Here is a 21,383-nt window from a genome sequence, read left to right as displayed (position 1 = left end):
TATTCAGCGATAATGCCTTAATTTTAGAAAAAACACCCTATGAATATTTCTTTTGCTGCGGCTAGGTTTCGGTCTTTTTTTCTGGTGCTGCTGAGCGCCGGCGCGCTGTTCTTGTCAGCCTGCGATAAAGACAAAGACTACGTTAAAATTGATGAGAACATCATCAAGGATTACATCGCTAAAAACAACATATCCGATGCTCAGCGCCAGGGCTCGGGCCTCTACTACGTGCCGGTTTCGTCGGTCCCAACCGGTACCAAAGCCGTAGCCGGCAAAACCGTTTCGGTGCTCTACACCGGCGCGTTAATGGACGGCACCGTGTTTGACGCCACCTCGCGGCGGGGCAACACGCCCTTCGATTTTGTGCTGGGCCAGGGCCAGGTAATTCAGGGCTGGGACGAAGGCATTGCCCTGATGCGCAAAGGCGAAAAGGCCGTGCTGCTCATCCCCTCGGCCTTGGGCTACGGCGAGCGGGGCGCACCGGGTGCCATCCCCAAAAACGCCGTTTTGCGCTTTGAAGTGGAATTAGTCGACGTGCGCTAAAACTTGCGGAATCAGAAGACTCCAACATCCGGGAGGTGGCGGCACAGCTACCTCCCGGTTTTTTTACGGCCATTTCGGGCGAGCGCAGCTGCTTTGGTAGCAGCGGAACTGCGCGGGTCTTGCTGGTTGGGATAAAACCACGGGGTACTACTTTCGATAAATTTCCACGAGGAAAGCGCCTCGCCTGCGCCTGCTTTACTCTGCTATGCTTCGCAAATACCTGCTCGTCGTTTTGCTGCCCGCGTTGGCTTGCACCCGCCAGCCCACTTCGGCACCAGGCATTGCTGCTCAGGCGGCTTATTTCCCGGCGGCCGGCGACGCCTGGCAGCACCAAACGCCCGCCGAAGCCGGCTTCGATGCGGCCCGCCTCGACTCGGCCGTGGCCTTTGCCCGCACCCAGGAAACGACCCAAATGACGCCCAATTTCTCCACGCAGGAGGAGATTTTTGGCAAGCTGCTCGGGCCCATGCCCACCAGCCGCGCCGCGACCAACGGCCTGGTCCTGCGCCACGGCTACATTGTGGCCGAGTGGGGCGACACCCAGCGACCGGACCCCACCTACAGCGCGGCCAAGAGCTTTCTGGCCACCATTCTGGGCATTTCCATCGACCGCGGCCTCATCAAGGACGTCCACGACCCGGTGGCCAACTACGTCAAGGACGGAGGCTACGACTCGGAACACAACCGCCTGATAACCTGGGAGCACCACGCCCGCCAAACCAGCGAATGGGAAGGCGAGCTGTGGGGCAAAAACGCCAATTTCATCGGCCGCGAAGCCTTTGGCAAGGGCGAGCGCAAGCCCCGCGCGTTGCAAGCCCCCGGCAGTTACTACGAATACAACGACGTGCGCGTCAACCGCCTGGCCCTGTCGTTGTTGCGCGTCTGGCAAAAGCCGTTGCCCGAGGTATTGAAAAAAGAGGTCATGGACCCCATTGGGGCGTCCGGCTCGTGGCGGTGGGTGCCCTACCCCAACGCCGTGGCCACGGTCAAGGGCAAGGCGATGCCTTCGGTGAGCGGGGGCACGCGCTGGGGCGGCGGGCTGGTCATCAACGCGCGCGACGAAGCCCGGTTCGGCTACCTCATGCTTCGGCAGGGGCGCTGGGGCCGGCGCCAGCTGGTGTCTTCGGCCTGGGTGAAGCAAGCCACTACCCGCGGCCCCGTTGGCCCCGACTACGGCTACCTCTGGTGGCTCAACACCGAGCAAAAAGCCTGGCCCGATGCCCCGGCCACGAGCTACGCCGCCCTGGGCGCCGGCCAGAACACCATATGGGTCGACCCCGAACACGATGTGGTGGTGGTGTGGCGCTGGCACAATGGCAACCCTAATGAGCTGATTAAGCGCGTGCTGGCTGCCCTGAAATAGCCACCTGGGTCCGGGCAACCGGGGAACCGGCGGGCACCTTATTTGCTTATGTGGAACCCACTTGCGCACCCCTCCTACTGAACTTCTCCCTCTTACATTAAGAATCACCCCATGACCATCCCCGTTTACCGAGTAGCGTTTCGTTTTTTCTACTTGGTCGCTTTAGTAGCGGCTTCCCTTTTCACCACGTCTTGCCGCAAGGACGACCCCGAAATCAAGGATTACAGCGGCATTGATGATGAAATCATCAAAAAATACCTGGCCGATAACAACATCACTACGGCGGTGAAACAGCCCTCGGGCTTTTATTTTCAGCCCATCTCCAAGAATCCCAACGGCGCGAAGGTTACCGTGGGCTCTTACGCGTCGGTGCTGTACACGGGGCGTTTGCTCGATGCCTCCGGCACGGTGTTCGATGCTTCTGCCAAGTACAACAACGTACCCGTCACCTTCGTGGTGGGAGCCAACCAATTGATTCCGGGCTTCGAGGCCGGCATTGCGTTGATGAACATTGGCGACAAGGCCGAACTCATCATTCCTTCCGCTCTGGCGTACGGGTCGAGGGGCGCTACGGGCATTCCCGCGAACGCCGTGATACGCTTCGAGGTCGAGGTGGTGGACTTCAAAGCGGTAGATGATGCCCTCATTACGAAGTACCTGACCGATAAAAACATCACCACCGCTCAAAAACAACCCTCCGGGGTGTATCTCCTGCCCGTCACGACCAACCCGGCGGCTGCGCTCCCCGCCGCGGGCACCACGGTTTCGGTGCTTTACACTGGCCGGCTGCTCGACGCCGCGGGCACCATTTTCGACTCTTCCGCCAAGCAGGGAAACACCCCCTTGAAGTTTGTCATTGGCCGCAATCAGGTCATTCCTGGCTTTGAGGAGGGCATCAAACTAATGCGCAAGGGTGAGAAGGCGGAAGTCCTCATTCCCTCTGGCCAGGCTTACGGCCCCAGGGGCGTCGGCACCAGCATCGCCCCCAACACGGTGCTTCGGTTTGAAGTGGAACTGGTCGACATACAGTAATTCACGAGCTAGCACGCGCTTTCCTTTTGCAGCGCCCCCGGCCTTCGCACCCGTGCGAAGGCCGGGGGCGTTTTTTAATCTGTGGGTAATGTTACGGCTTTAGCAAACAGCAAGTGCTTACCTAACCAACGACTTAGCAACGACTATTTCCCTAAAAGTAATTCGATTTACTAAAAATAATAGTCGTTTAGTCAAGCACTTACATTGGTACCAATATTTTTAGCATATTGTTATGGCATTTCCTCTTATGTTTGCAGCAGATGTTACGGCAGCAGCAGTGCACGCCGCCTCCACTTCCAACTTTCGCCTGCATCCATCATGTCAGATTTTGCCTACGCCTACGCCCAGCCTTCTGCCCTCAAGCACAGCCACGAAGGCAATACGCTTTCACTCGCCGCGTATGCCGAAGACGCGCCTGCGGGAGCTTCTTGTTTCTTCTGGGGCCGGCTGCGCGACTCCTGGCTTGCGGCTCGTGGGCTAACCACATTAGCCAAGGTGGTGGCCTCGCGTTTCGTACCGCAAAGCGCCGTCTTGCGCGACCCCATTGTAACGGCCGGCGCGGGCATGCTGCGGTTCGAGGCTTTCTCGTCCTGCAACGGCGTGTATGCGCGGCTCGACCTGGGCCCGGACGCGCTGGATGGCGAGTTTCTTAGCAGCGGCACGACCAATGTTGACTTCAACGAGCCGATGGTGAACGCCTTGGCCCGCATCTCGCGCACCGAGCCGGTGCTGCTGAGCGTGGGCGAAAAAGAAGTGGTGCTGGAACGCGCCGCCGGCAAGGTGACGGAGCGCAAAGTGGCCCTGCCCGAGCGCTGGATTAAGGGCCTGACCGCGGTGCAGGGCTACCTGGCCGTGATGGAAGAGAAAATGGCCCTCACCCGCGTGCAGGCCGTGCAATTGGTGCAAAGCATCCCAGCTGGCACGGCCAAATCGGACTTCTTTCTGGTGCTGCGCGGGCCCCGGCCGAGCTTTTCGCCGGTGGGCAGCGCCGGCGCGGTGCGGGTGGGCGGCGTGCACCGGCTGCGGCTGCTCGAAGGCCTGTTGCCGCTGTGCGAGGGCGCGCGGGTATTTGGCACGGCCGACGGACAGGCGGCGGCTTTCGTGCTGGCCATGGGCGGCGGGCAGGAGTTCGTGCTGGCCCTGTCGGCGGAGGTCAACCGCGGTTTTTCGGGCGAAGGCAACCAGCTCGACACGCTGATGGACGAACTGCCCGCCGAGTGGATTGTGGGCGCCAACAACCTGTTTCGGGGAAATGAGACTTTCAACCCGACGCTGTTTGCGATGGAGCACGACCTGGCGCCCGACACCGTGGGCCGGCTGTGCGCCAGCCTCTCGGCCATGGGCCTGCTGGGGTTCGACCTGGCCGAAAACCACTACTTCTACCGCCGCCTGCCCTTCAAGATGGAGCGCATCGTGAAGCTAAACCCCCGGCTGAAAAACGCCCGCGCCCTGCTCGAAGCGTCCGACGACGTGCAGCTGGTGGGCATTGGCGCAGGCGGGCGCACCGAGGCGCGGGTGCGCGGGACCGGCGTGTGGCACACCGTGGTGGTGGGCGGCTCTGAGCCGCCGCGCTGCACCTGCCCCTGGTTTACTGGCAACCAGGGGCAGCGCGGGCCGTGCAAGCACATTCTAGCAGCTCAGATGCGGTTTTTGTAGGGTTCAGGCTCTGCGTTTCAAGCCTGTTTTCCTTAGCCGAGTAACCCCGTAATCTCATGAGTCTTGCCCTTGCCGTTGACGAGTTTGAGCAGATTATCCGCCACAAGAGCGTCCAGGAGTTGGTGCCGTTCCTGCTGGCCCTGGAAAAGAAGGATGTAGTGGCCGTGCGAGAGAAGACCCGGACACTCAATAAAGAACTTTCTGAAAACCGACAGTTAGGGGCCGTCACATGGGGAAGCACTGGTACCAACTCGCAATTGGAGATGCTTTTTTTCGCTGGTCTTGGCACGTATTCAAGCAAAGAGGCGCTGACGACTCCTTTTGCTAATCAGCTGACTATGCTTAATCCCACTCTATTGTTTCATGGTGGCGAAGGCTATTTACCGCACGACGCACGACTAGCCATTGTTCACAACCTCTTTGCTCATCAAAAACCGAATTGGCTGGAAATATGGTTGGGCGATAACACTCAAAACAGATTCCTTCAACCGCTGGATTTTGAGGTGTTACTGGGATTTGAGCAATCCGGCTTTCTTATTCCTTCACCACGCTTTGTTGCCGCATCAGCCTGCGAAGCTCTGATTAAGTACGGCACGGAAGCTAGTATGCTGCGGCAATTCAGCAGTTACGAAAACAACCAGGTTGCGCTCACCTCAGAGCAAAAACTTAGTTTCAATGAAATTAAATCTCGTTTCAATAATCTACTCCAAACCGAGGCTGAATCACTTCCTTCCTTTGAAGACCTTATTTATCAAAGAATAGTCGATAGTCCTGTTTTCGTTGAGCGGGCAATCCCATCGTTCTTTGATTTTGATGTAAACCTCGACACGGTCGTATCGATGACGGTCGAGCGGAAGGTCTGGACCCGAGTAACGTGGCGAGAAATTATCCTACGCCTTGTTTCCTCCGGCTACCACCTCGACCGCGCCGACATCCTCACGCGCTGCCTGCTGGCCTTGCGCCGCGACTTCCGCCGCCCGCTGCTGACGTGGTTTAAAAACTTGTTTCTGGCGTTGCAACCGAGCCTCGCCGAGCGGCTGGCCCTACAAGCCGAGCTACTGGAACTGCTTCCCCACGCCCAACCGCTGGTAGTCAATTTTGCCCTCGAGCAAGTGAAAGATATGTTGTCGGAGCCGGAATTTGCTCTGGCCCCGCTCCTGCTGTTCGCCGACAACTTGCTCATCCGGCCTGACTTGAAAACCGGCATGCGCACGCTGCTGGCGGCCTTACTAAAGCTACCAAAGCAGAATGCTGCCCACGCGCCAGCTGTGGCCCAGCTGCTGGCCGCCGCCCTGCCCCACCCCGATGGCCTTGTGCAGGAACGCGCGGCCAAGGGTCTGGCGGGCCTCCTGGCCGCACCCAAACCATTGCTTAATGCCGAAGAATCTGCGGCAGCCGTGGCCGCCATTGCCTACCACGCTGACCTACTGGGGGCGCCGGCTCGCACGGCCCTAGCAGCTTGGCTGACTACCTGGGAGCCAATTGATGAGGCGGCGGAAACGGCCGTTTATGCGCCAGCCGGGCAATATATCCCCAAGCTCACGCCCGCCACCGCCATCGTGCCGGTTGCCGACTGGCACGAGCTGCTATTCCTCACGGGGCAGGTGCTGCAGCACCGCGACCCGGCCGCCACGGAGCGTTGGCTCGATGGCTTGCTGCGCCTGAACGTGCAATGGCCGGCTGCGTTTGCCGAGCAGCTACGGCCCTACCTGGCACAGCTGTTTCCAGAAATTAAAAAGGCTTCGGAAGCGGAAGTAGCAGCCATGTTGAGGGAGCCGGTGCACGTTTACGGGCACGCAGGAATGGTGCAGGCGCTGCTGCTCACCTGGGCCACCGACTTCACGGTTGCGCGGGTGGAAAGCGCGGACCTAAAAAGCCCCCACGTAATCCCCCACCCACTACTGGCCATCGAGAAACAGCGCTACCTAGTGGCCGAGTCGCTGCTCCGGGACCGGCGGGCGCTGCCGCTGCTCAGCACGCCCACGCACCAGCCGCACTGGGTGGCCCCGAGCGCCTTGGTGGCCCGGCTGCTGGCTTACCAGGCGGCCGGCCTTCCGCCCGCTCCCGCCGACCTGGCCGTGGCGCTGGCCCGCACGCCCCATGCGCATCCAAGCGAAACTGCCGAGGCCTTGCGGCAGCTACCCGCCCTGGCCGATGCTGGGCTACGGGCGCTGTTGCAGTGGTTTCTGGGTCCGGCCAACCAGCCCTTGCCCGCGCTACCCCGTGCGGCCGACCAGCGGCTGCCGGCCAGCCTGCAAACCGCCGTGGCCGAGGCGATGCCGGAGCTCTGGGCCGTGGCGGCCCGCACGAAATTGCCGGCCGGTAGCTTCCCCGCGCTGCCCGTTGCGTTGGGCTACGACTATTCTGGCGTAGCCCAGCCCTTGCGCTCCGCGTTTGCGGTGGTGCAGCGCGAAAACCAATACCCCGACCCGGAACGACCCGGACACATCAGAACCCACCGCTTTGTGGAGTTGGCCTGGGACAGCGGCGCCCCCGAAGCGCCGCCTTCGCCGTTGCTGCTCTACACGCCGCCGGTTGGCAAAAGCCAACACGGGTCTTGGGAGCAGAATTCAGTTATGGCAGATGATTTACCCTTCCTGCTGGCCTTAGTTCCCCAACACGCAACGCCCCTGTACGACCAAGTGCTGCGCAGCGCCGCCTGGGCCGACAACCTCGAAGCCACTGAGCGCGACGTGGTGGCGCTGGCTTTGCGGGCTTTGCTCATCCCGGGCCCGGCTTTGGGAACGGCCGAAACGGCCTTGCTGGCCAGTGGGCTCATTCACCACACGCCGCTGTGCCGCAGTTTGGCGCAGGAAGTGTTGCTGCGGGCCGTTGCGGAGGGTCGCCTGCTGCCGGCGGTGCTGGGGCGCATTCTCGGCCAGCAATTGGCCATTGGCTACGCGCCAGTGCCTCGCCTGGCCACTGGGCTGGCCACGCTCCTTGCCGTGGATGCAGTGACCGATGACGCCCTGAGGCAGGTGCTTGACGCCTTGCTGCCAGAGATGCCCGCCGAGGCCCCGCGCAACACCCGCCAGCTGCTCGAAGCCTACGCCGGCTTGCGGGACCGCACGCACCGCGAGTTGCCCGCATCCAGCCGCACCCGCTTGCAGACCTGGCAAAAGTCGGCAAGCCTGAAAGTCGCTGTGAGTCACTTGCTGGCCTGATAGCATGCTGGTGCTCCCCTGCCCGTCATGCAGAGCGCAGCGAAGCATCTCGCGTGTGGTAGTAATTCAGTCGGTGAAAAGAATCACTGGTGGCGGGCGAGATGCTTCGCTGCGCTCTGCATGACGGGCTTTTACCTTCTGTTTACGCCTTGATAATCGCGCAATCAACGTCATCAATTCCAAAAAACAGCTCTTTTTACCGCCACATTTAACCCGCTCCTTATGTCTACTCCTGTTGAAGCTTTCGAACAACTTGTCCGCAAGCAAGGGCTGCTCGACTTGGTCCAATTCCTGTTGCAGCTGGAAAAAGCCGACGTGATGCCGGTGCGCCTCAAAACCAAGCAGTTGTACCGGGAAATGAACGACTGGCGCCTGGACGACAAGCGGCGACTACCCCGCGATAAGGAGCCAATGCTGTTTCTGGCGGGCCTGGCCACGTTTTCGAAGCAAGAAGGCCTGGGCCGCAGTTTCGGCTTGCCGTGGCAGTTCCAGCTCGACAACCACAAGCACGAAGCGCATCACCGTGACCTGTTTTGGGCGGTGGTGCGCCACAGCCGGCCCACCTGGCTCACGGCTTGGTTCGAGCGAGTGGCCCGGGACGACGCCTGGCGCACCGCTCCCTACCGACTGCTGCGCGAATTAAACGACGAAGGCCTGATAAGCCATGAGCCGTGGCTGTTTGCGCAGTCGGTGGCCCACTGGCTCAACCACCACAACCGCGACCAGCGGGGCAAAGCGCGCGAATACGACCTGCACGTGCTGCGCCAGCTGCGAGCCGACCACGTGCTGTTGACTCGTGACTTGCCGTTACTGTTCGATTTCGATACGCCCGTCGATTCGGCCACCATCTACCGGGGCAACGACCGGGAAGCCATCACCTGGCTGACCCTGCTGCCAGCGCTGGCGGAATCGGGGCACCTCGACCGCGCCGGCCTTCTCACGCGCAGCTTGCTGGCCCTGCGCCGCGACTTCCGCCGCCCGCTGCTAACGTGGTTCAAAAACCTGTTTCTGACGCTAAGCCCCACCCCCGAAGAACAATTGGCGCGGCAGGCTGAGCTGGTTGAGCTGCTGGCGCACCCGCTGCCGCTGGTGGTCAATTTCGCCCTCGACCAACTCAAAGCCATTAGTCCCTTGGACGGTTTCGACGCAGCTCCCCTGTTGCTTTATGCCGACGGCTTGATGGCGCGGCAGGACCTGAAAACGGCGTTGCGGAGCCTGCTCGGCACCCTGGAGAAGCTGACGAAACGGAATCCCGCCCTGGCCCCCACCGTGGCGCAACTGGCCACCTCGGCCCTTGCCAATGCCGATGCCGCCGTGCAGGAACGCGCCGCCAAGCTGCTGGCCAGCGTGCTGGGCGCCAAAAAGGCCGTGCTCACCGCGGCCGACGCCACGGCCACTACGGAAGCAATAAGCTTTTATTCCGACCTGTTCTCGCCCGCAGCCCGGGTTGCACTCGCCCCTTTTATGGCGGAGGCCCCAGCCCAACCGCTAGCCGTCGAAGCCGCTTCCTCGTCCTACGCGCCGCTCGTTGGTTTTCAACCAGCCATTTCCCAGGCCACGGCCATTGCCCCGGTGAGCGACTGGCACGAGCTATTGTATTTGACCGGGGAAGTGCTGCAGCACACCTCGCCGCTGGCGCTTGAGCGGTGGCTCGACGGCTTGCTGCGGTTGCGGCCCCACTTCCCGGCCGGCTACCAGCAACAGCTGCTGCCCTACCTCCACCAGGCTTTTCCGTGGGCCTTGAATGCCAAAAGCCCGCTCGAAGTCGAGGCTATTTTAAAGGATTACACCGTCAATGGTGGACGCGTGGGCCTGCGCGAGTTGGTGCAGGCACTGCTGATAAGCTGGTTTAGCGGTTTTACCCAGCGGAAGGTGGCATTGGTTAATCTCTCCGACCAGCCCTACAACATTCCCGACCCCTTGCTACGGGTGGAACAGCGCCGGTTTGTGGCCGTGGAGAATGCCTTGCGCACGGCCCCCACCCTGCCGCTGCTGAGCTCGCCCAGCCACGCGCCCCACTGGGTGGCGCCGACGGTGCTGGTGGAGAAGCTGCTCGCCTACCAAGCCGCGGGCGTCTTGCCCGATGCTGCCGATTTGGCCTTGGCGCTGGCCCGAACGGCCATTCAAGCCGAGGCGAACGTCGGGCAGGCGGTGGCGCTGCTGCCGCGGCTTCAGCACGAAGGTTTGCGGGAGTTGCTGGGGCAGTTTTTTGCGCCCGAACCCGCTGCAACCGCCCCGGCAGCCCCGGCAACTGACGGAGCGGGCAAGACGCTGCTCAAGAGCTTTACCGAACGGCTGGGCCGGCTCGTCTCCTTCAAGCACCAACAGCCAGCGGGCGTCCCTATTCCGCTGGAAGAATCGTTGCCCTGGCTGCGCGCCGTGGCTGCCCGCACCCGTTTTCCCGAGCACACGCTGGAAAGCCTGCGCCCGCAAGGCACTTACCCCGGCCTGGCAGAGCCCTGGCAGCCCGACTGGCGCTTTGAGCGGAAGTCGCACACCTACCAGCAGAGTTGGAACAAGGCGCGACCTGAAGTCACCAATGTGTGGCAGGAGCTGCACGTGCCCACCGACCACCCGGGCCAGGTCCCGCCTTCGCCGCTGCTGCTCTACTCGTTGCACGCCCGCTTATCGCAGAAGCAGAACTACTACCTGTGGTCGCTGGCGCCGGACCTGCCCTTCCTGCTGACGCTGCTGCCCAACAACCCCGGCCCCTTGCACTGGCACTTGCTCCGCACGGCCTGCCGCGTCGACAACATAGGTGCGGAAGGGCGCGATGTGATGAGTGTTTTTTTGCGCTCCTTGCTGGCGCCGGGGCCGCGCTTCGACGAAAGCGCTTCGGTGCTCCTGGCCTGCGGTTTGGTGCACTCCGCTCCGGTGTGCCGGGCCCTGGCCCTGGAAGTGCTGCTGGCGGCCAGCGGCACCGGACGCTTGGTGCCCGCAGCCACGGGCCAGGCCCTCGGGCGGCTGCTCGCGGCCGAATTCACCCCCATCCAGCGCCTCACCGACGGCCTGGCCCAGGCCCGCGCCATCAGCCCCACCACCGACGACGCCCTCCGCCAAACGCTTGACGCCCTGCTCCCGGAGTTGCCGGCCGCGCCCCTGCGCAACATGCGCAAGCTGCTCGATGCCTACGCCGACGTGCTGGCGCGCACCCGCCAGCCCACGCCCACCGCGGCGCACGGGCGGCTGCGCGAGTGGCAAGCCGTGCCCAGCCTGAAAAAGACCACCAGCGCAATGCTGGCTTAAGGACTTCAAAGGAAGCCGGCTCCAATCCTAACGTTGAGCAACCGTGTTAGCGCACCCGCGCCAGCAGGGCCGCGTGGTGCGGCGCCCGCGCCAACACCTGTTCGTTGCCGAGCAGCACCAGCTGGTGCCGGGCCCGGGTGAGGGCCACGTTAAGTTTTCGGTCGACTTGCCTCGTTTCGTCGGGCGATACCATGAGCTCTAACTGGTGCTCGTGGTGGCAGCAAAAGCTCACGATAATCACCTCGCGCTGGCTGCCCTGGTAGCGCTCCACCGTATCCACGCTGACTTGCGTGAGCGCGGGCAGTTGGTGCTCCAGCGCCAGCTGCGCCAGCCGGGCCCGGATGCGCGCCGCCTGGTTGCGGTAGCTGGCAATGATGCCGAGGGTGGTTTCGGAGTTGAATCGTGGGCCGTAGCCCTGCACCACGTACAAGGCAGCCTGCGCGGCTAGGTCAGCTTCCTGGGCCGATTCCTTCATCGAAGTGTCTTCGGGCACGCGCCGGGTGGGCATGAAAACCACCCGGCGCTCGCGCAAGGAGGTAGCAAAAGCAGTGGCCGGGGCGGGCCAGCTGCTGCGGTCCAGCGCAGCGGTTTGCCAGGGCAGCGGGCAGCGGAGTTGGTCGTTGTAGAAGTCCTGATTGACGAGGGCGGCCAGTTCCTCGTGCATGCGGTACTGGTCGGCCAGGGTGCCGTGGGCGTGGGGCCACTGCGCCTCAGCCCGCCGGAACAGGCGCTCGAAATAGGAATTGCGCAGGTTGGTCAGGCCCAGTTCCTCGCGGAGCAAGGGGGCCACTTCCGGCGCCACGGCACTGGTTTCGGGTTCCTGCGCCACCACGGCGGGCAGCTGCCGGTGGTCGCCGATGAGAATGAACTTGGGCACTTTGGCCAGCAGGGCCAGCATGGGCGACTCCAGCACCTGACTGGCCTCGTCCACCACGGCCAAGTCGAACTGCTTAAGCAGGAACAGCTCGGGCTTGCCCAGGAGGCTGGCCACCGTGCCCACGTAAAACGGGCAGGTGGTAAGGCGGCCGCGCACCATCTGGCGGCTGGTGCAGTCGCGCAGCATGTTGTCGAGCAAATAGGGCCGGTATACCGGCGCCGTACCCAGCCGCGAGCCCACCCGGATGAACGGCAAGCCGGCCTGCACCAGCTGCTCGCATATCTCGTCTACGGCGCGGTTGGTGTAGGCCGCCAGCAGCACCTGTTTGTCTTGCTTGTACAGATTGACGGCCAGCTCGCGCAGCACGGCGCGGGTTTTGCCGGTGCCGGGCGGGCCGCACAGCACAAACCAGTCGGGCGCGGCCAGGGCACGGGCCACCACATCGGGAGCGGTGATGGCGGGCGGCGCGGTGGCGGTCCAGCCCTCGGGCTCGCGCGGGCCGGTGCGGGCCAGCAAGCGGCGCCGGCGGTCGGCGGCCAAGCACAGGAAGGCCGACAACCCCGCCCACTCCCGACGGAAGGTGTCGTAGGTATCGGGTTCCAGGGCCCAATGCGAATGGCCCTGCAAATACCGAGGTGCCATCCGGCGGTTTCGCACGCTCAGCACGACCTGGCCATTGGCCCCGAGGTCCTCGGCCAGCACCACTTTCACCACCTGCGCATCCAGCACGGAAAGCTGGGCTACGCTGCTCACTTCCGCCGAATCTGCGCTTTCAGCCGCCTTGTTGTTGCGGCGGCGCGGGTAGAGTATCAGGGTGTCGCCGGCCCGGAAGTTGACTTCCCGGCCATCGGCGAGGCGCTGAAAAATCAGGTGCGGGCCAAGACCTTCGCGGGCATCGTCGTCGGCGTTGCAGTGGTCTTCGAGCAAGACCAAGTCATCGAGTAAGCTAAAATTTTGGTGCTTGCGGGCCTGGGGCAGCAGCCACAAGCCGGCTTGGCCACCCGCGTCGCCGGGCCGGGCCTCGTCGCCCAGCAGGGTCAAGCGCATTTCGCGGGCGGCAAAGCGCACCAGCTCCAGGCAGTAGGCGCGCTCTACGGGGTCGGCGGCGGCCCAGGCGTTGGCCACTCGCTCGGCTTTGGCTTTGCCGAAAGGCGGCAGGGCCGTCAGGTTGGGGTGCAGCACGGGCGCCAGCAGGTGGGCCGTTTGGCGCGGGCCGGTGGCACGGGCCAGCTGCAGCTCGATGCCCACCAACTGGTTGCGGGCCATGAGCAGGCGGTCAATCAGGTCCTGGTCCTGGTCGACGCGGCGCACGGCCGACTGACCAATGGCGGCGTTGGAATACAAAATGCTGGTGCGGCCCCGGCCCGCGGTCTCGCCATCGGCCCCGTACACCGATTCCAACAATAAACGGTAGAGCTGGGCCTGCGCGGCGTGGTTGCTCCAAGGCTCGGCGTGCGGCACCTTGGTGGAGCTTTTCAATTCCACCAAATCGTACCCGGTGGCGCTTTCGTGGAGCAAGTCGAGGCGCCCTTGCAGGCCGTAGGTGGCCGAGAGAAACGTGGGTTCGAGGAAGCAGTCGGCCAGCCGCAGGGGCTCCTGCTGGTAGCCGGTGCGGCTTTGGGCCACGAAGCCCTGGGCCCGCGTCTCGCGCAGCGTGCGATGATGGCGGCGCAGGTCGTTGAGCAGTTCCGGCACGCCGGTGCGGGTTTGAAACTCAGGCAGCGTGCTCAGGGCCAGGGGCGCGGCCCGAAACAAGCGCTTGCGCAGAAAGCCTTCCAGATTAAAATCATCGCTGCTGACCGGCGCAAACCCTTCAGGCAACCCTTCTGAGTCGCCAGTGCTGTCGGCCGCCACGACCACTACCGGGCTTGCCGCGGCGTGCAGGGCCACGGTTTCGGCTTGCCGGGCAGCGTGGCTCACTTCCTCGTCGAGCAGCAGGTTTACCAAGTTGCCGACCACCAGGGGCCGTGAGGTTTCATCCGGCAAAAACGCATTCAGCAAAGCCCACTCGGGAATGGTGGCGGAGGCCTGGGCGCATTCGGCCACGGTGGTCACGCTCACCAGGTAATCCGGCTCCAGCACCACGCGGCGGGCCCGCACCCGGCCATCGGCTTGCCGCACCGCGCCTACCAGGTGCAGCGTGGGGTGCAAGGCGGCGGCCAGGGCAATTATACCATCATACGCCTCGGGAAACAGTACCTGGAAAGGGCCGCCGGGCCGGTCGTTGGCCGGGGTGGCCATTTCCACGGTCAGCGTGCCGGTGCTCAGGTCGGTGTGCAGCACCGTCACCCGCCAGGCGGCGCCGGCGTTTCCGTCGGCGCCAAACGACTGCGTTACGGCCAGTGCTTGCGTACCACTTTCCGTGGCAACTGTTTCTGGCCAGCTGGGGCCTGTGTAGGCCTCGCCGGTGAGGTGCAGCACCAGGGCCGCGACGGCCGCAAAGCCGCTGGCCGCCTCGGCGGGCGTGCCGGCGTAGCTTTCGTGCAGCACCAGGTTGGCGGCCAAGCGCAGGGCCTGCAGCTGCGCCCGCAACGCGCCGGGCAGGCTGTGCTCGTAGGCCACTTGCCCGATGGCCTGGCTCAGGTCGACGAACGGCGCCTCGCGCTGCTTGCAATCATCGCGCAGCACGGCTTCCAGAAGCTTGCGCAGCTTGGGCAGCTGGTCGGCGGGCGAGGCGCTGGGGTCGGCGGCTAGCGAGGCAAGGCGAGAGTAGTAGCTGGTGAGCATCGGGGGGCAGAAAAGAGCGGCAGGACTTGTAAAAGTAACGCCTTTGTTGCCATCAATTGGCCTCCTTGCGCCAATTAGCGGGCGCCGGTGAAGCCTTGCGGCGCCAGCAGCTTGCCGCCGCGGTACATGTTGATGTACAGCGTAACCGGCGTGGCCTTGCCGGTCCAGCTCACGGCGTACACGTCAATCAGGGCCGTGTTGTCGACCACCCCGCGGCGCGTTTTGAACGGGCAGCAGCTGGCTTGGCGCTCGTAGGTAACGGCTTGGACCTGAGGTCCTTTGAGCGCGTTGAGGTAGCGCAGCTGGTTGCGCATGCCCGCCGAGCGGCCTCCGCCCACGCGCACGGGGTTTTGGGGCGTGTAGCCGTAGGTTTCGTCGTCGCTCACTTCGCGCACCACGAAGGGCAACACGGTGGTGCTTGCCGTTTCGTTAGCCCCACTGGGCAGCGAAGCCGTACTGTAGAGCGGTGGCGTTTTTCGGCTGCTGCCGCACCCGGCCGCTAGCAAGCCCACAACTCCCCACAGAAGCCATTTACTTTGTCCCATATCCCGTATAGTTTGCTGATGCTTGCTTCGCTCTTTTCAATTTTTTCGCGGCCGCAAAGAACGCTGCCGAAGGCCACTCTCCAGCTTATTTGTTCACTCAGCCTCGTTGGGGCCACGTTTTGTTTGTCCGTCGGCACTGCCCAGGCGCAAACCGACTCGGCGTTTGCCGACAGCCAATTGCCCCGCTTGTTACGCGAGCGCAGCGTGCTGACGCGCCGCTACGCCGCGGCCAACGCCCAACGGCACAGCCTGTTTGGCAACAAGCCCTCCAAGAAGGACTTGCAGGAAGTGGTGGACGCCCTGCAAGGCATTGTCGACAAAGACCAGCAGATTGTGGACGTGCTCGACCAAACCGCCCGCAAGGCCCAAACCACCTCGGTGCGCCTAGCCGCCACTACCACGCACCTGGAAAGCACCGGTCGCGACGACCGCAACCTCACCGCCCAGCGCCTCTCTGAACTGCAAAACGAGACCGAAAACCTGCGCCAGCGCGAGAAACAGCAACAAGCCCGCCAGCGCGACCTCGAAGCCGAAGTGGCCGAAGCCAAGCAGGGCCACTTTGTGCGCGACGCCCTGATTGCCGTGCTCGCCGTGCTCAGCGTGGGGCTGATGGTGGCGCTGCGGCGGCGCAAGTAGCCGTATTTTCGCCCCATGTCGCCCACCTTTCCTTTTCAAATTGTGCCCCACCCGGCCCCCGCTCCGCCCGAGCGCCAACTGGTTGTTTTCGCTGACGTAAGCGGGCTGGAAGAGTATTACGTGCTGTTTCAGAACTACGGCTTTGGTGGCACGGCCGAGTCCTGGGTAGAGCACATCCAGACCATTATCGAAGAGCATCAGCCCGCTTTGCTCGAGGAAATAGAGTTTGAAGAAGGCGGCCACACGTTTGTGGCCTACGCGCCCAGCCAAGCCGTGGCCGACCAATTTGTGGCCTGCGTGCTGCCCTTTTTTGGCAGTACCACCCGGCTACAGAAATACCTGAGCCAGGCCGACCCAGATGATTTCTTTGCTTAACAAAATAGGCGAAGCTGATTCCCGAACGTTTTGGTTAGGTTGCGAATGCAGGCAGGCTACGAGTAAGGCCCAGTCCCTGCGTAGGTATTTCTGAACCCGAAAAGGCTGCTCCAACCTATGAACAAAAATTCCCCTGACCAACAAACCAATCTGGACGCCGAAAAGCAGCTCGCCGCCGCCGCCGTGCTGGACTGGGTGCGCGCCGGCATGACGGTGGGCCTGGGCACCGGCAGCACCGCCGCGCATTTCATCACGCAACTGGGCGAGCGGGTGCGAAACGGCCTTCAAATTCAAGCCACCGCCACGTCCAAAGCCAGCGAGGACCTGGCCCGCCGCGTCGGCATTCCGCTACTGGAGCCCCGCCGCGGCCTGCGCTTCGACCTGACCGTGGACGGCGCCGATGAGCTTGACCCCAGCCTGCGCCTCATCAAAGGCGGTGGCGGTGCCCTGCTCCGCGAAAAAGTCCTGGCCACCGCTTCGGACTACCTCCTCATCATCGCCGATTCTTCCAAAGCCGTGGCCCAACTAGGGCGTTTTCCGCTGCCGCTGGAAGTCGTGCCTTTTGCCTTGCCGTGGGTGCTCGACGCTGTTGATGCACTAGGCGGCGCTCCGGTGGTCCGCGTCGGGCAAACCGCGGGCACCCTGGCCCACTCCGACCAAGGCAACTTGCTGGTCGATTGTCACTTCAAGCAGCTAGCCGACCCCGAGGGACTGGCGCAGCAGCTCCAAACCATTCCTGGCGTGGTAGAGCATGGCTTGTTCTTGGGGCTGGCACGCGCCGCGGTAGTGGCTACCGGCGGGCAGGTGCTGGTGCACCGGGCCGGAGCTGCGCCCACCGCAGCCAGTCTGTTTTCAGCGCTGCCGTAGTTGCTCGCACTTTCTTGGAAATTACCGCCAAACCTTTTTACTTCTGATTTACCTCTGACCGTATACATTGAAAGGCCAGTGGCTTAGAAGCTGTTTGAACTGCTTGAAAACATACAAAGCCGTCATGCTGAGCTTGTCGAAGCATCTCTACTGCGATACTAACCTTGATTGGTTGCGCTGGCGAGATGCTTCGACAAGCTCAGCATGACGGTATAATTCAACAAACTTCTTAGGGCGTGTGGACGGTAAACCAACAGAACGTCATGCAGAGCGCAGCGCAGCATCTCGCCCGCCACCAGTAATTAGTGACCGCAAGCGAGATGCTGCGCTGCGCTCTGCATGACGTTCTTTTTTAATAGAAATCCTTAGTGTCCACACACCCTAAGTAGCACGAGTACCCCGAAATTTCATTTCGGCCCGGTAGGACAATGCTGGTTCTACCGGGCCGAAATGAAATTTCGGGGTACTCGTTCAAGTGTGCGTTACAGCTCAATCAGCTGCTTTGGGTCGGCAGGTGGGCTGCGGCTGCTTCATCCAGGAACCAGTGGGTTTCGCCCGCCGTGGGCGCTATGAGTTGGGCTGGGTGTTCTTCGCTGTCGCGTGGGCCGTTGACTACGGCTTGCACCGCCGCGGCTTTGTCGGCCCCGTACACCAGGAAAGCTACGGCGCGCGCTTGGTTTATCAGAGGTGCCGTTAGGGTGATGCGGTAGGCTTGTTTTTCTTCCACAAACACCGCCTCGGCTCCTGCGGCGCTTGCTTGCAGCACCGGCGTGTGAGGAAACAAGGAAGCGGTGTGAGAATTGTCGCCCAGGCCCAACAGCACCAAATCCAGGTGCGCTTCGGCCCCGAAAAAGGCCGTAATGGCCCGTGTGTAAGCCGCAGCCGCTTCGGCAGCCGGCAGCGAGGTGTCGATGGCAAAGACGTTTTCCTGCGGAATCTGCAAGGGGTCGAACAGCGCCTTTTTGGCCATCAGAAAATTGCTTTCCGGGTCGGTCTGCGGCACGTCGCGCTCATCGCCGAAGAAGAAAAACACCTGCGGCCAGGGCACTCGGTCGCGGTAGGCCTCGGAAGCCAGCAGCTCGTACAATTTCTTGGGTGAGCTGCCGCCCGACAGCGCCAACGTGAAGCGGCCCCGCGCCACCACGGCCTGCCCGGCCTGCGCCACCACAAAGTCGGCCAAGCCCCGCAGGACTTCCTCCACCGTCGGATACACGTGTTGCAGCATGGCTATTTTTTGGGGGAAAGTGGCAGGGTAAACCAATGGAAGCCATCGCGGGCGATGAGCGCCTCGGCCACTTCCGGGCCCCAGGAATCGGCCGAGTAGTTGGGGAAATTCTGGCTGGTGCGCTGCTGCCAGGAGTTCAGAATGGGCATCACCAGGTCCCAGGCGGCTTCCACTTGGTCGCCGCGCATGAACAGGGTCTGGTCGCCCATCATGGTATCGAGCAGCAGGGTTTCGTAGGCCTCGGGGGCCTGGGTGGTGTACGTGCCGTCGTAGTCGAAGACCATGTCCACGGTGTTCAGCATCATGTCGAGGCCGGGGCGCTTGGCCTGCACCTGCAGCCGAATGCTCATCTCGGGCTGAATGCTGATGATGAGACGGTTCTGGTGCTGGCTTTCGGCTGTTTCGGGCGGAAAGATGAAGTGCGGCACGTCCTTGAACTGGATGGTGATGACCGACGCCGACCGGTGCAACCGCTTGCCGGTGCGCAGGTAAAACGGCACGCCTTGCCAACGCCAGTTGTCCACGAAAAACTTCACCGCCGCGAAGGTTTCGGTGTTGGACTTGGGGTTGGCGTCCTTCTCCTCGCGGTAGCCGGGCACTTTTTTGCCCTCAATCCAGCCCGAGCCGTACTGGCCGCGCACGGTCGACTCGCGCACTTCCTCGGGCGTGAAGCGGCGCATGGCGCGCAGCACGTCCACCTTGCGGTTGCGCACTTCGTCGGCCGTGAAATTGACGGGCGGCTCCATGGCCACCAGGCACAGGAGCTGCAGCAGGTGGTTCTGAATCATGTCGCGCAGGGCGCCTGCGCCGTCGTAGTAGCCGCTGCGGTCGCCCACGCCGAGCTGCTCGGTCACCGAAATCTGGACGTGCTCGATGTAGTTGCGGTTCCAGAGCGGCTCCATCAGCGTGTTGGCGAAGCGGAAAGCCATGATGTTCTGCACCGTTTCCTTGCCCAGGTAGTGGTCGATGCGGTAAATCTGGCGCTCGTTGAAATGCTGGCCTAGCAAGTGGTTCAGCTCCTTCGCCGAGGCCAAATCGTGCCCAAACGGCTTTTCGATGACGATGCGGATGCGCTCGGGGTCGGCGCCCAGCTTGCTCTGAGCAATGTTGGTGGCGATAATCGGGAAAAACTCCGGGGCCACGGCCAGGTAATAAATGACGTTGGCCGGGGCTTTCCACTCCTGCTCGAACTCGGTGATGCGGCGGCCAAACTCGGTGTACGAAGCGGCATTTTTCACGTCGGCCACTTGGTAGTGAATGTGGGGCATAAACTTGGCCCAGGTCTCTTTTTCGGCCTTGCCGGTGCGCGAAAACTGGTTGATGTCGGCCAGCAATTTCTCGCGAAAGGCCTCGTCGGTGAGGCTGGTGCGGCCCGTGCCGATGATGGCAAACTGCTCGGGCAGCCAGCCGTCCAAAAACAGGTTGTAGAGGGCCGGGGCTAGTTTGCGGGCGTTCAGGTCGCCGGTGCCGCCGAAGATGACAAAGACGGTGGGCTCAATGGTTGATTTTGCGGTGCTCATGTTTGCAGTGTGCGAAATGGAAGCGAAAAGCCGTAGAATGTCATGCAGAGCGCAGCGAAGCATGACAGGAAGCTGGGATTCTATTTGTTCGGAATAACGGGTTTTTCCTCCTTCTTCTCCTCGCCCACAGTTACGTCCATTTTGTTGGCCGCGTCTTCGAGCTCCGGCGCCCACTGCGTGTGGAAAACGCCCTCTTTGCCGATGATTTCGTAGGTGTGCGCCCCAAAAAAGTCGCGCTGGGCCTGAATCAGATTCGAAGGCATGCGCGCCGTGCGGAACGTGTCAAAGTAGCTCAGCGAGGCAGCGTACGCCGGCACGGCAATGCCGGCCGTAACGGCGGCGGCCACCACGGCCCGGCTGCCGGGCACGGCTTCGTTCACCAGCTGCTGCACCTGCCCGTCGAGCAGCAAATGCGCCAAGTCGGGCGCCTGCTGAAAGGCGTTGTATATCTGCGTCAGGAAGCCCGAGCGGATGATGCAGCCGCCGCGCCAGATTTTAGCAATTTCGGCTAGCTGCAAATCGTAGCCATAGTCCTTGGACGCTTTGCCGAGCAGCTGCATGCCTTGGGCGTAGGTGATGGCCATGCTGAAATAGAACGCCTGCTCCAGCTGGGCCAGGAAAGCTTCTTTCTCGACCGGCAGCGCGCCGGCCACCGGGCCGTACAGGCCGGCTAGCTGCTCGCGCAAGGCCTTGTACTTGGACAGGTCGCGCATGGTCACGGCCGTGTCGATGGTGGGAATGGACGTTTCCAGGTCCATGGCCACTTGCGACGTCCACTTGCCCGTGCCCTTGGACCGCGCTTCGTCCTTGATGTCGTCGAGCAGGGCATGGTCGGTGTTCGGCGCGATGTACCCAAAAATATCTTTGGTGATGTCGAGCAGAAACGACTGCAAACGGCCCTCGTTCCACTTGGTGAATACCTGACCAATGGCGGCGTTGTCGAGGCCCAGACCGGTTTTCAGCACGGCGTAGGTTTCGGCAATGAGCTGCATCAGGCCGTACTCGATGCCGTTGTGCACCATTTTCACGAAGTGACCGGCGGCGCCGGGCCCGATGTAGGTCACACAGGGCTCGCCATCGACTTGCGCGGCGATGGCCGAGAACATGGGCTGCACCACCTGGTAGGCCTGTTTGTCGCCGCCGGGCATCATGCTGGGCCCGAAGCGGGCGCCTTCCTCGCCGCCCGACACGCCCATGCCGAAGAAGTGGAACCCCTCGGCCTCCAGGGCCTTGGCCCGGCGCTCGGTGTCGGTGAAATGCGAGTTGCCGCCGTCGATGATGATGTCGCCGGGGGCCAGCAGGGGCCGCAGCTCGTCAATCACGCTGTCGACAATTTTGCCGGCCGGCACCAGCAGCATCACCGCGCGGGGCGACTGCAGGCTGCCGACGAAGGCGTTGAGTTCCGAAAAGCCCTGCACGGGTTTGCCGTCGCCTTCTTCGGCCAGCAGGCCCACTTTGGCGGCGTCTTTGTCGTAGCCGGCCACGGCAAAGTCGTGGTCAGCGAGGTTCAGCAGCAGGTTGCGGCCCATGGTGCCGAGGCCAATCATGCCAAACGATTGGTTGGAGGGGGTTGCGCTCATGAAAGAGGTTGTTTCGGGGTGAAAGTC

General features: G+C 62.6%; 14 protein-coding genes. 9 read left to right on the top strand and 5 right to left on the bottom strand.

Annotated features, from left to right (window positions below; translation table 11 throughout):
• Nucleotides 1-39: 39 nt before the first annotated feature.
• The 6 genes from VF629_RS12625 to VF629_RS12600 all read left to right on the top strand — a co-directional run bounded on the left by VF629_RS12625 (nucleotide 40) and on the right by VF629_RS12600 (nucleotide 11,004).
• On the top strand, nucleotides 40-543 hold the full coding sequence (locus VF629_RS12625; RefSeq protein ID WP_331058847.1) for an FKBP-type peptidyl-prolyl cis-trans isomerase: 504 nt from the start codon (nucleotides 40-42) through the stop codon (nucleotides 541-543).
• Between the two features lie 205 nt (nucleotides 544-748).
• Nucleotides 749-1,906: a serine hydrolase gene (locus VF629_RS12620; RefSeq protein WP_331058846.1), complete on the top strand. Its 1,158-nt coding sequence runs from the start codon at nucleotides 749-751 to the stop codon at nucleotides 1,904-1,906.
• A gap of 111 nt (nucleotides 1,907-2,017) precedes the next feature.
• Entirely contained in the window at nucleotides 2,018-2,938 is a 921-nt protein-coding gene (locus VF629_RS12615) for an FKBP-type peptidyl-prolyl cis-trans isomerase (protein ID WP_331058845.1), read from the top strand.
• A gap of 318 nt (nucleotides 2,939-3,256) precedes the next feature.
• A complete protein-coding gene (locus VF629_RS12610) occupies nucleotides 3,257-4,594 on the top strand; it encodes an SWIM zinc finger family protein (RefSeq protein ID WP_331058844.1) in 1,338 nt (445 codons plus the stop codon).
• A gap of 56 nt (nucleotides 4,595-4,650) precedes the next feature.
• Nucleotides 4,651-7,758 (top strand): DUF6493 family protein, encoded by a 3,108-nt coding sequence (locus tag VF629_RS12605; protein WP_331058843.1) that lies wholly within the window; start codon nucleotides 4,651-4,653, stop codon nucleotides 7,756-7,758.
• A 222-nt stretch (nucleotides 7,759-7,980) separates the two neighbouring features.
• Nucleotides 7,981-11,004 (top strand): DUF6493 family protein, encoded by a 3,024-nt coding sequence (locus VF629_RS12600; protein ID WP_331058842.1) that lies wholly within the window; start codon nucleotides 7,981-7,983, stop codon nucleotides 11,002-11,004.
• A gap of 46 nt (nucleotides 11,005-11,050) precedes the next feature.
• Here the strand turns inward: VF629_RS12600 and VF629_RS12595 are convergent, their stop codons facing one another.
• Together VF629_RS12595 and VF629_RS12590 are read right to left on the bottom strand one after the other, a co-directional pair.
• The gene (locus VF629_RS12595) at nucleotides 11,051-14,608 is read right to left on the bottom strand and encodes an AAA domain-containing protein (RefSeq protein ID WP_331058841.1); all 3,558 of its coding nucleotides are present in this window, start codon (nucleotides 14,606-14,608) and stop codon (nucleotides 11,051-11,053) included.
• 74 nt (nucleotides 14,609-14,682) lie between these two features.
• Entirely contained in the window at nucleotides 14,683-15,153 is a 471-nt protein-coding gene (locus VF629_RS12590; RefSeq protein WP_331058840.1) for a hypothetical protein, read from the bottom strand.
• A gap of 123 nt (nucleotides 15,154-15,276) precedes the next feature.
• Between VF629_RS12590 and VF629_RS12585 the strand changes: the two genes are divergently transcribed.
• From VF629_RS12585 to rpiA, 3 genes are all read left to right on the top strand, one after another.
• Nucleotides 15,277-15,789 (top strand): hypothetical protein, encoded by a 513-nt coding sequence (locus tag VF629_RS12585; RefSeq protein WP_331058839.1) that lies wholly within the window; start codon nucleotides 15,277-15,279, stop codon nucleotides 15,787-15,789.
• A gap of 15 nt (nucleotides 15,790-15,804) precedes the next feature.
• A complete protein-coding gene (locus VF629_RS12580; RefSeq protein ID WP_331058838.1) occupies nucleotides 15,805-16,164 on the top strand; it encodes an Imm51 family immunity protein in 360 nt (119 codons plus the stop codon).
• Between the two features lie 117 nt (nucleotides 16,165-16,281).
• Nucleotides 16,282-17,031 carry a ribose-5-phosphate isomerase RpiA gene (rpiA, locus tag VF629_RS12575; RefSeq protein WP_331058837.1) on the top strand — a complete coding sequence of 250 codons (750 nt, stop codon included), beginning with the start codon at nucleotides 16,282-16,284 and terminating at the stop codon, nucleotides 17,029-17,031.
• Between the two features lie 493 nt (nucleotides 17,032-17,524).
• Here rpiA and pgl read toward each other — a convergent pair whose 3' ends face one another.
• From pgl to gndA, 3 genes are all read right to left on the bottom strand, one after another.
• Entirely contained in the window at nucleotides 17,525-18,256 is a 732-nt protein-coding gene (gene pgl, locus VF629_RS12570; protein WP_331058836.1) for a 6-phosphogluconolactonase, read from the bottom strand.
• Between the two features lie 2 nt (nucleotides 18,257-18,258).
• On the bottom strand, nucleotides 18,259-19,776 hold the full coding sequence (gene zwf, locus VF629_RS12565) for a glucose-6-phosphate dehydrogenase (RefSeq protein WP_331058835.1): 1,518 nt from the start codon (nucleotides 19,774-19,776) through the stop codon (nucleotides 18,259-18,261).
• A gap of 80 nt (nucleotides 19,777-19,856) precedes the next feature.
• A complete protein-coding gene (gndA, locus tag VF629_RS12560) occupies nucleotides 19,857-21,356 on the bottom strand; it encodes an NADP-dependent phosphogluconate dehydrogenase (RefSeq protein WP_331058834.1) in 1,500 nt (499 codons plus the stop codon).
• Nucleotides 21,357-21,383: the final 27 nt, after the last annotated feature.

The sequence above is a fragment of the Hymenobacter sp. genome (assembly GCF_036388155.1).
Taxonomy (GTDB): domain Bacteria; phylum Bacteroidota; class Bacteroidia; order Cytophagales; family Hymenobacteraceae; genus Hymenobacter.
Note: the sequence above shows the minus strand (reverse complement) of the source record. Positions and strands in the feature narration are given on the sequence as shown.

What these genes read in the sequence shown, in the direction of transcription:
- VF629_RS12625 (WP_331058847.1), top strand. Translation starts at nt 40, where the DNA reads ATGAATATTTCTTTTGCTGCGGCTAGGTTTCGGTCTTTTTTTCTGGTG.
- VF629_RS12620 (WP_331058846.1), top strand. Translation starts at nt 749, where the DNA reads ATGCTTCGCAAATACCTGCTCGTCGTTTTGCTGCCCGCGTTGGCTTGC.
- VF629_RS12615 (WP_331058845.1), top strand. Translation starts at nt 2,018, where the DNA reads ATGACCATCCCCGTTTACCGAGTAGCGTTTCGTTTTTTCTACTTGGTC.
- VF629_RS12610 (WP_331058844.1), top strand. Translation starts at nt 3,257, where the DNA reads ATGTCAGATTTTGCCTACGCCTACGCCCAGCCTTCTGCCCTCAAGCAC.
- VF629_RS12605 (WP_331058843.1), top strand. Translation starts at nt 4,651, where the DNA reads ATGAGTCTTGCCCTTGCCGTTGACGAGTTTGAGCAGATTATCCGCCAC.
- VF629_RS12600 (WP_331058842.1), top strand. Translation starts at nt 7,981, where the DNA reads ATGTCTACTCCTGTTGAAGCTTTCGAACAACTTGTCCGCAAGCAAGGG.
- VF629_RS12595 (WP_331058841.1), bottom strand. Translation starts at nt 14,608, where the DNA reads ATGCTCACCAGCTACTACTCTCGCCTTGCCTCGCTAGCCGCCGACCCC.
- VF629_RS12590 (WP_331058840.1), bottom strand. Translation starts at nt 15,153, where the DNA reads ATGGGACAAAGTAAATGGCTTCTGTGGGGAGTTGTGGGCTTGCTAGCG.
- VF629_RS12580 (WP_331058838.1), top strand. Translation starts at nt 15,805, where the DNA reads ATGTCGCCCACCTTTCCTTTTCAAATTGTGCCCCACCCGGCCCCCGCT.
- rpiA (WP_331058837.1), top strand. Translation starts at nt 16,282, where the DNA reads ATGAACAAAAATTCCCCTGACCAACAAACCAATCTGGACGCCGAAAAG.
- pgl (WP_331058836.1), bottom strand. Translation starts at nt 18,256, where the DNA reads ATGCTGCAACACGTGTATCCGACGGTGGAGGAAGTCCTGCGGGGCTTG.
- zwf (WP_331058835.1), bottom strand. Translation starts at nt 19,776, where the DNA reads ATGAGCACCGCAAAATCAACCATTGAGCCCACCGTCTTTGTCATCTTC.
- gndA (WP_331058834.1), bottom strand. Translation starts at nt 21,356, where the DNA reads ATGAGCGCAACCCCCTCCAACCAATCGTTTGGCATGATTGGCCTCGGC.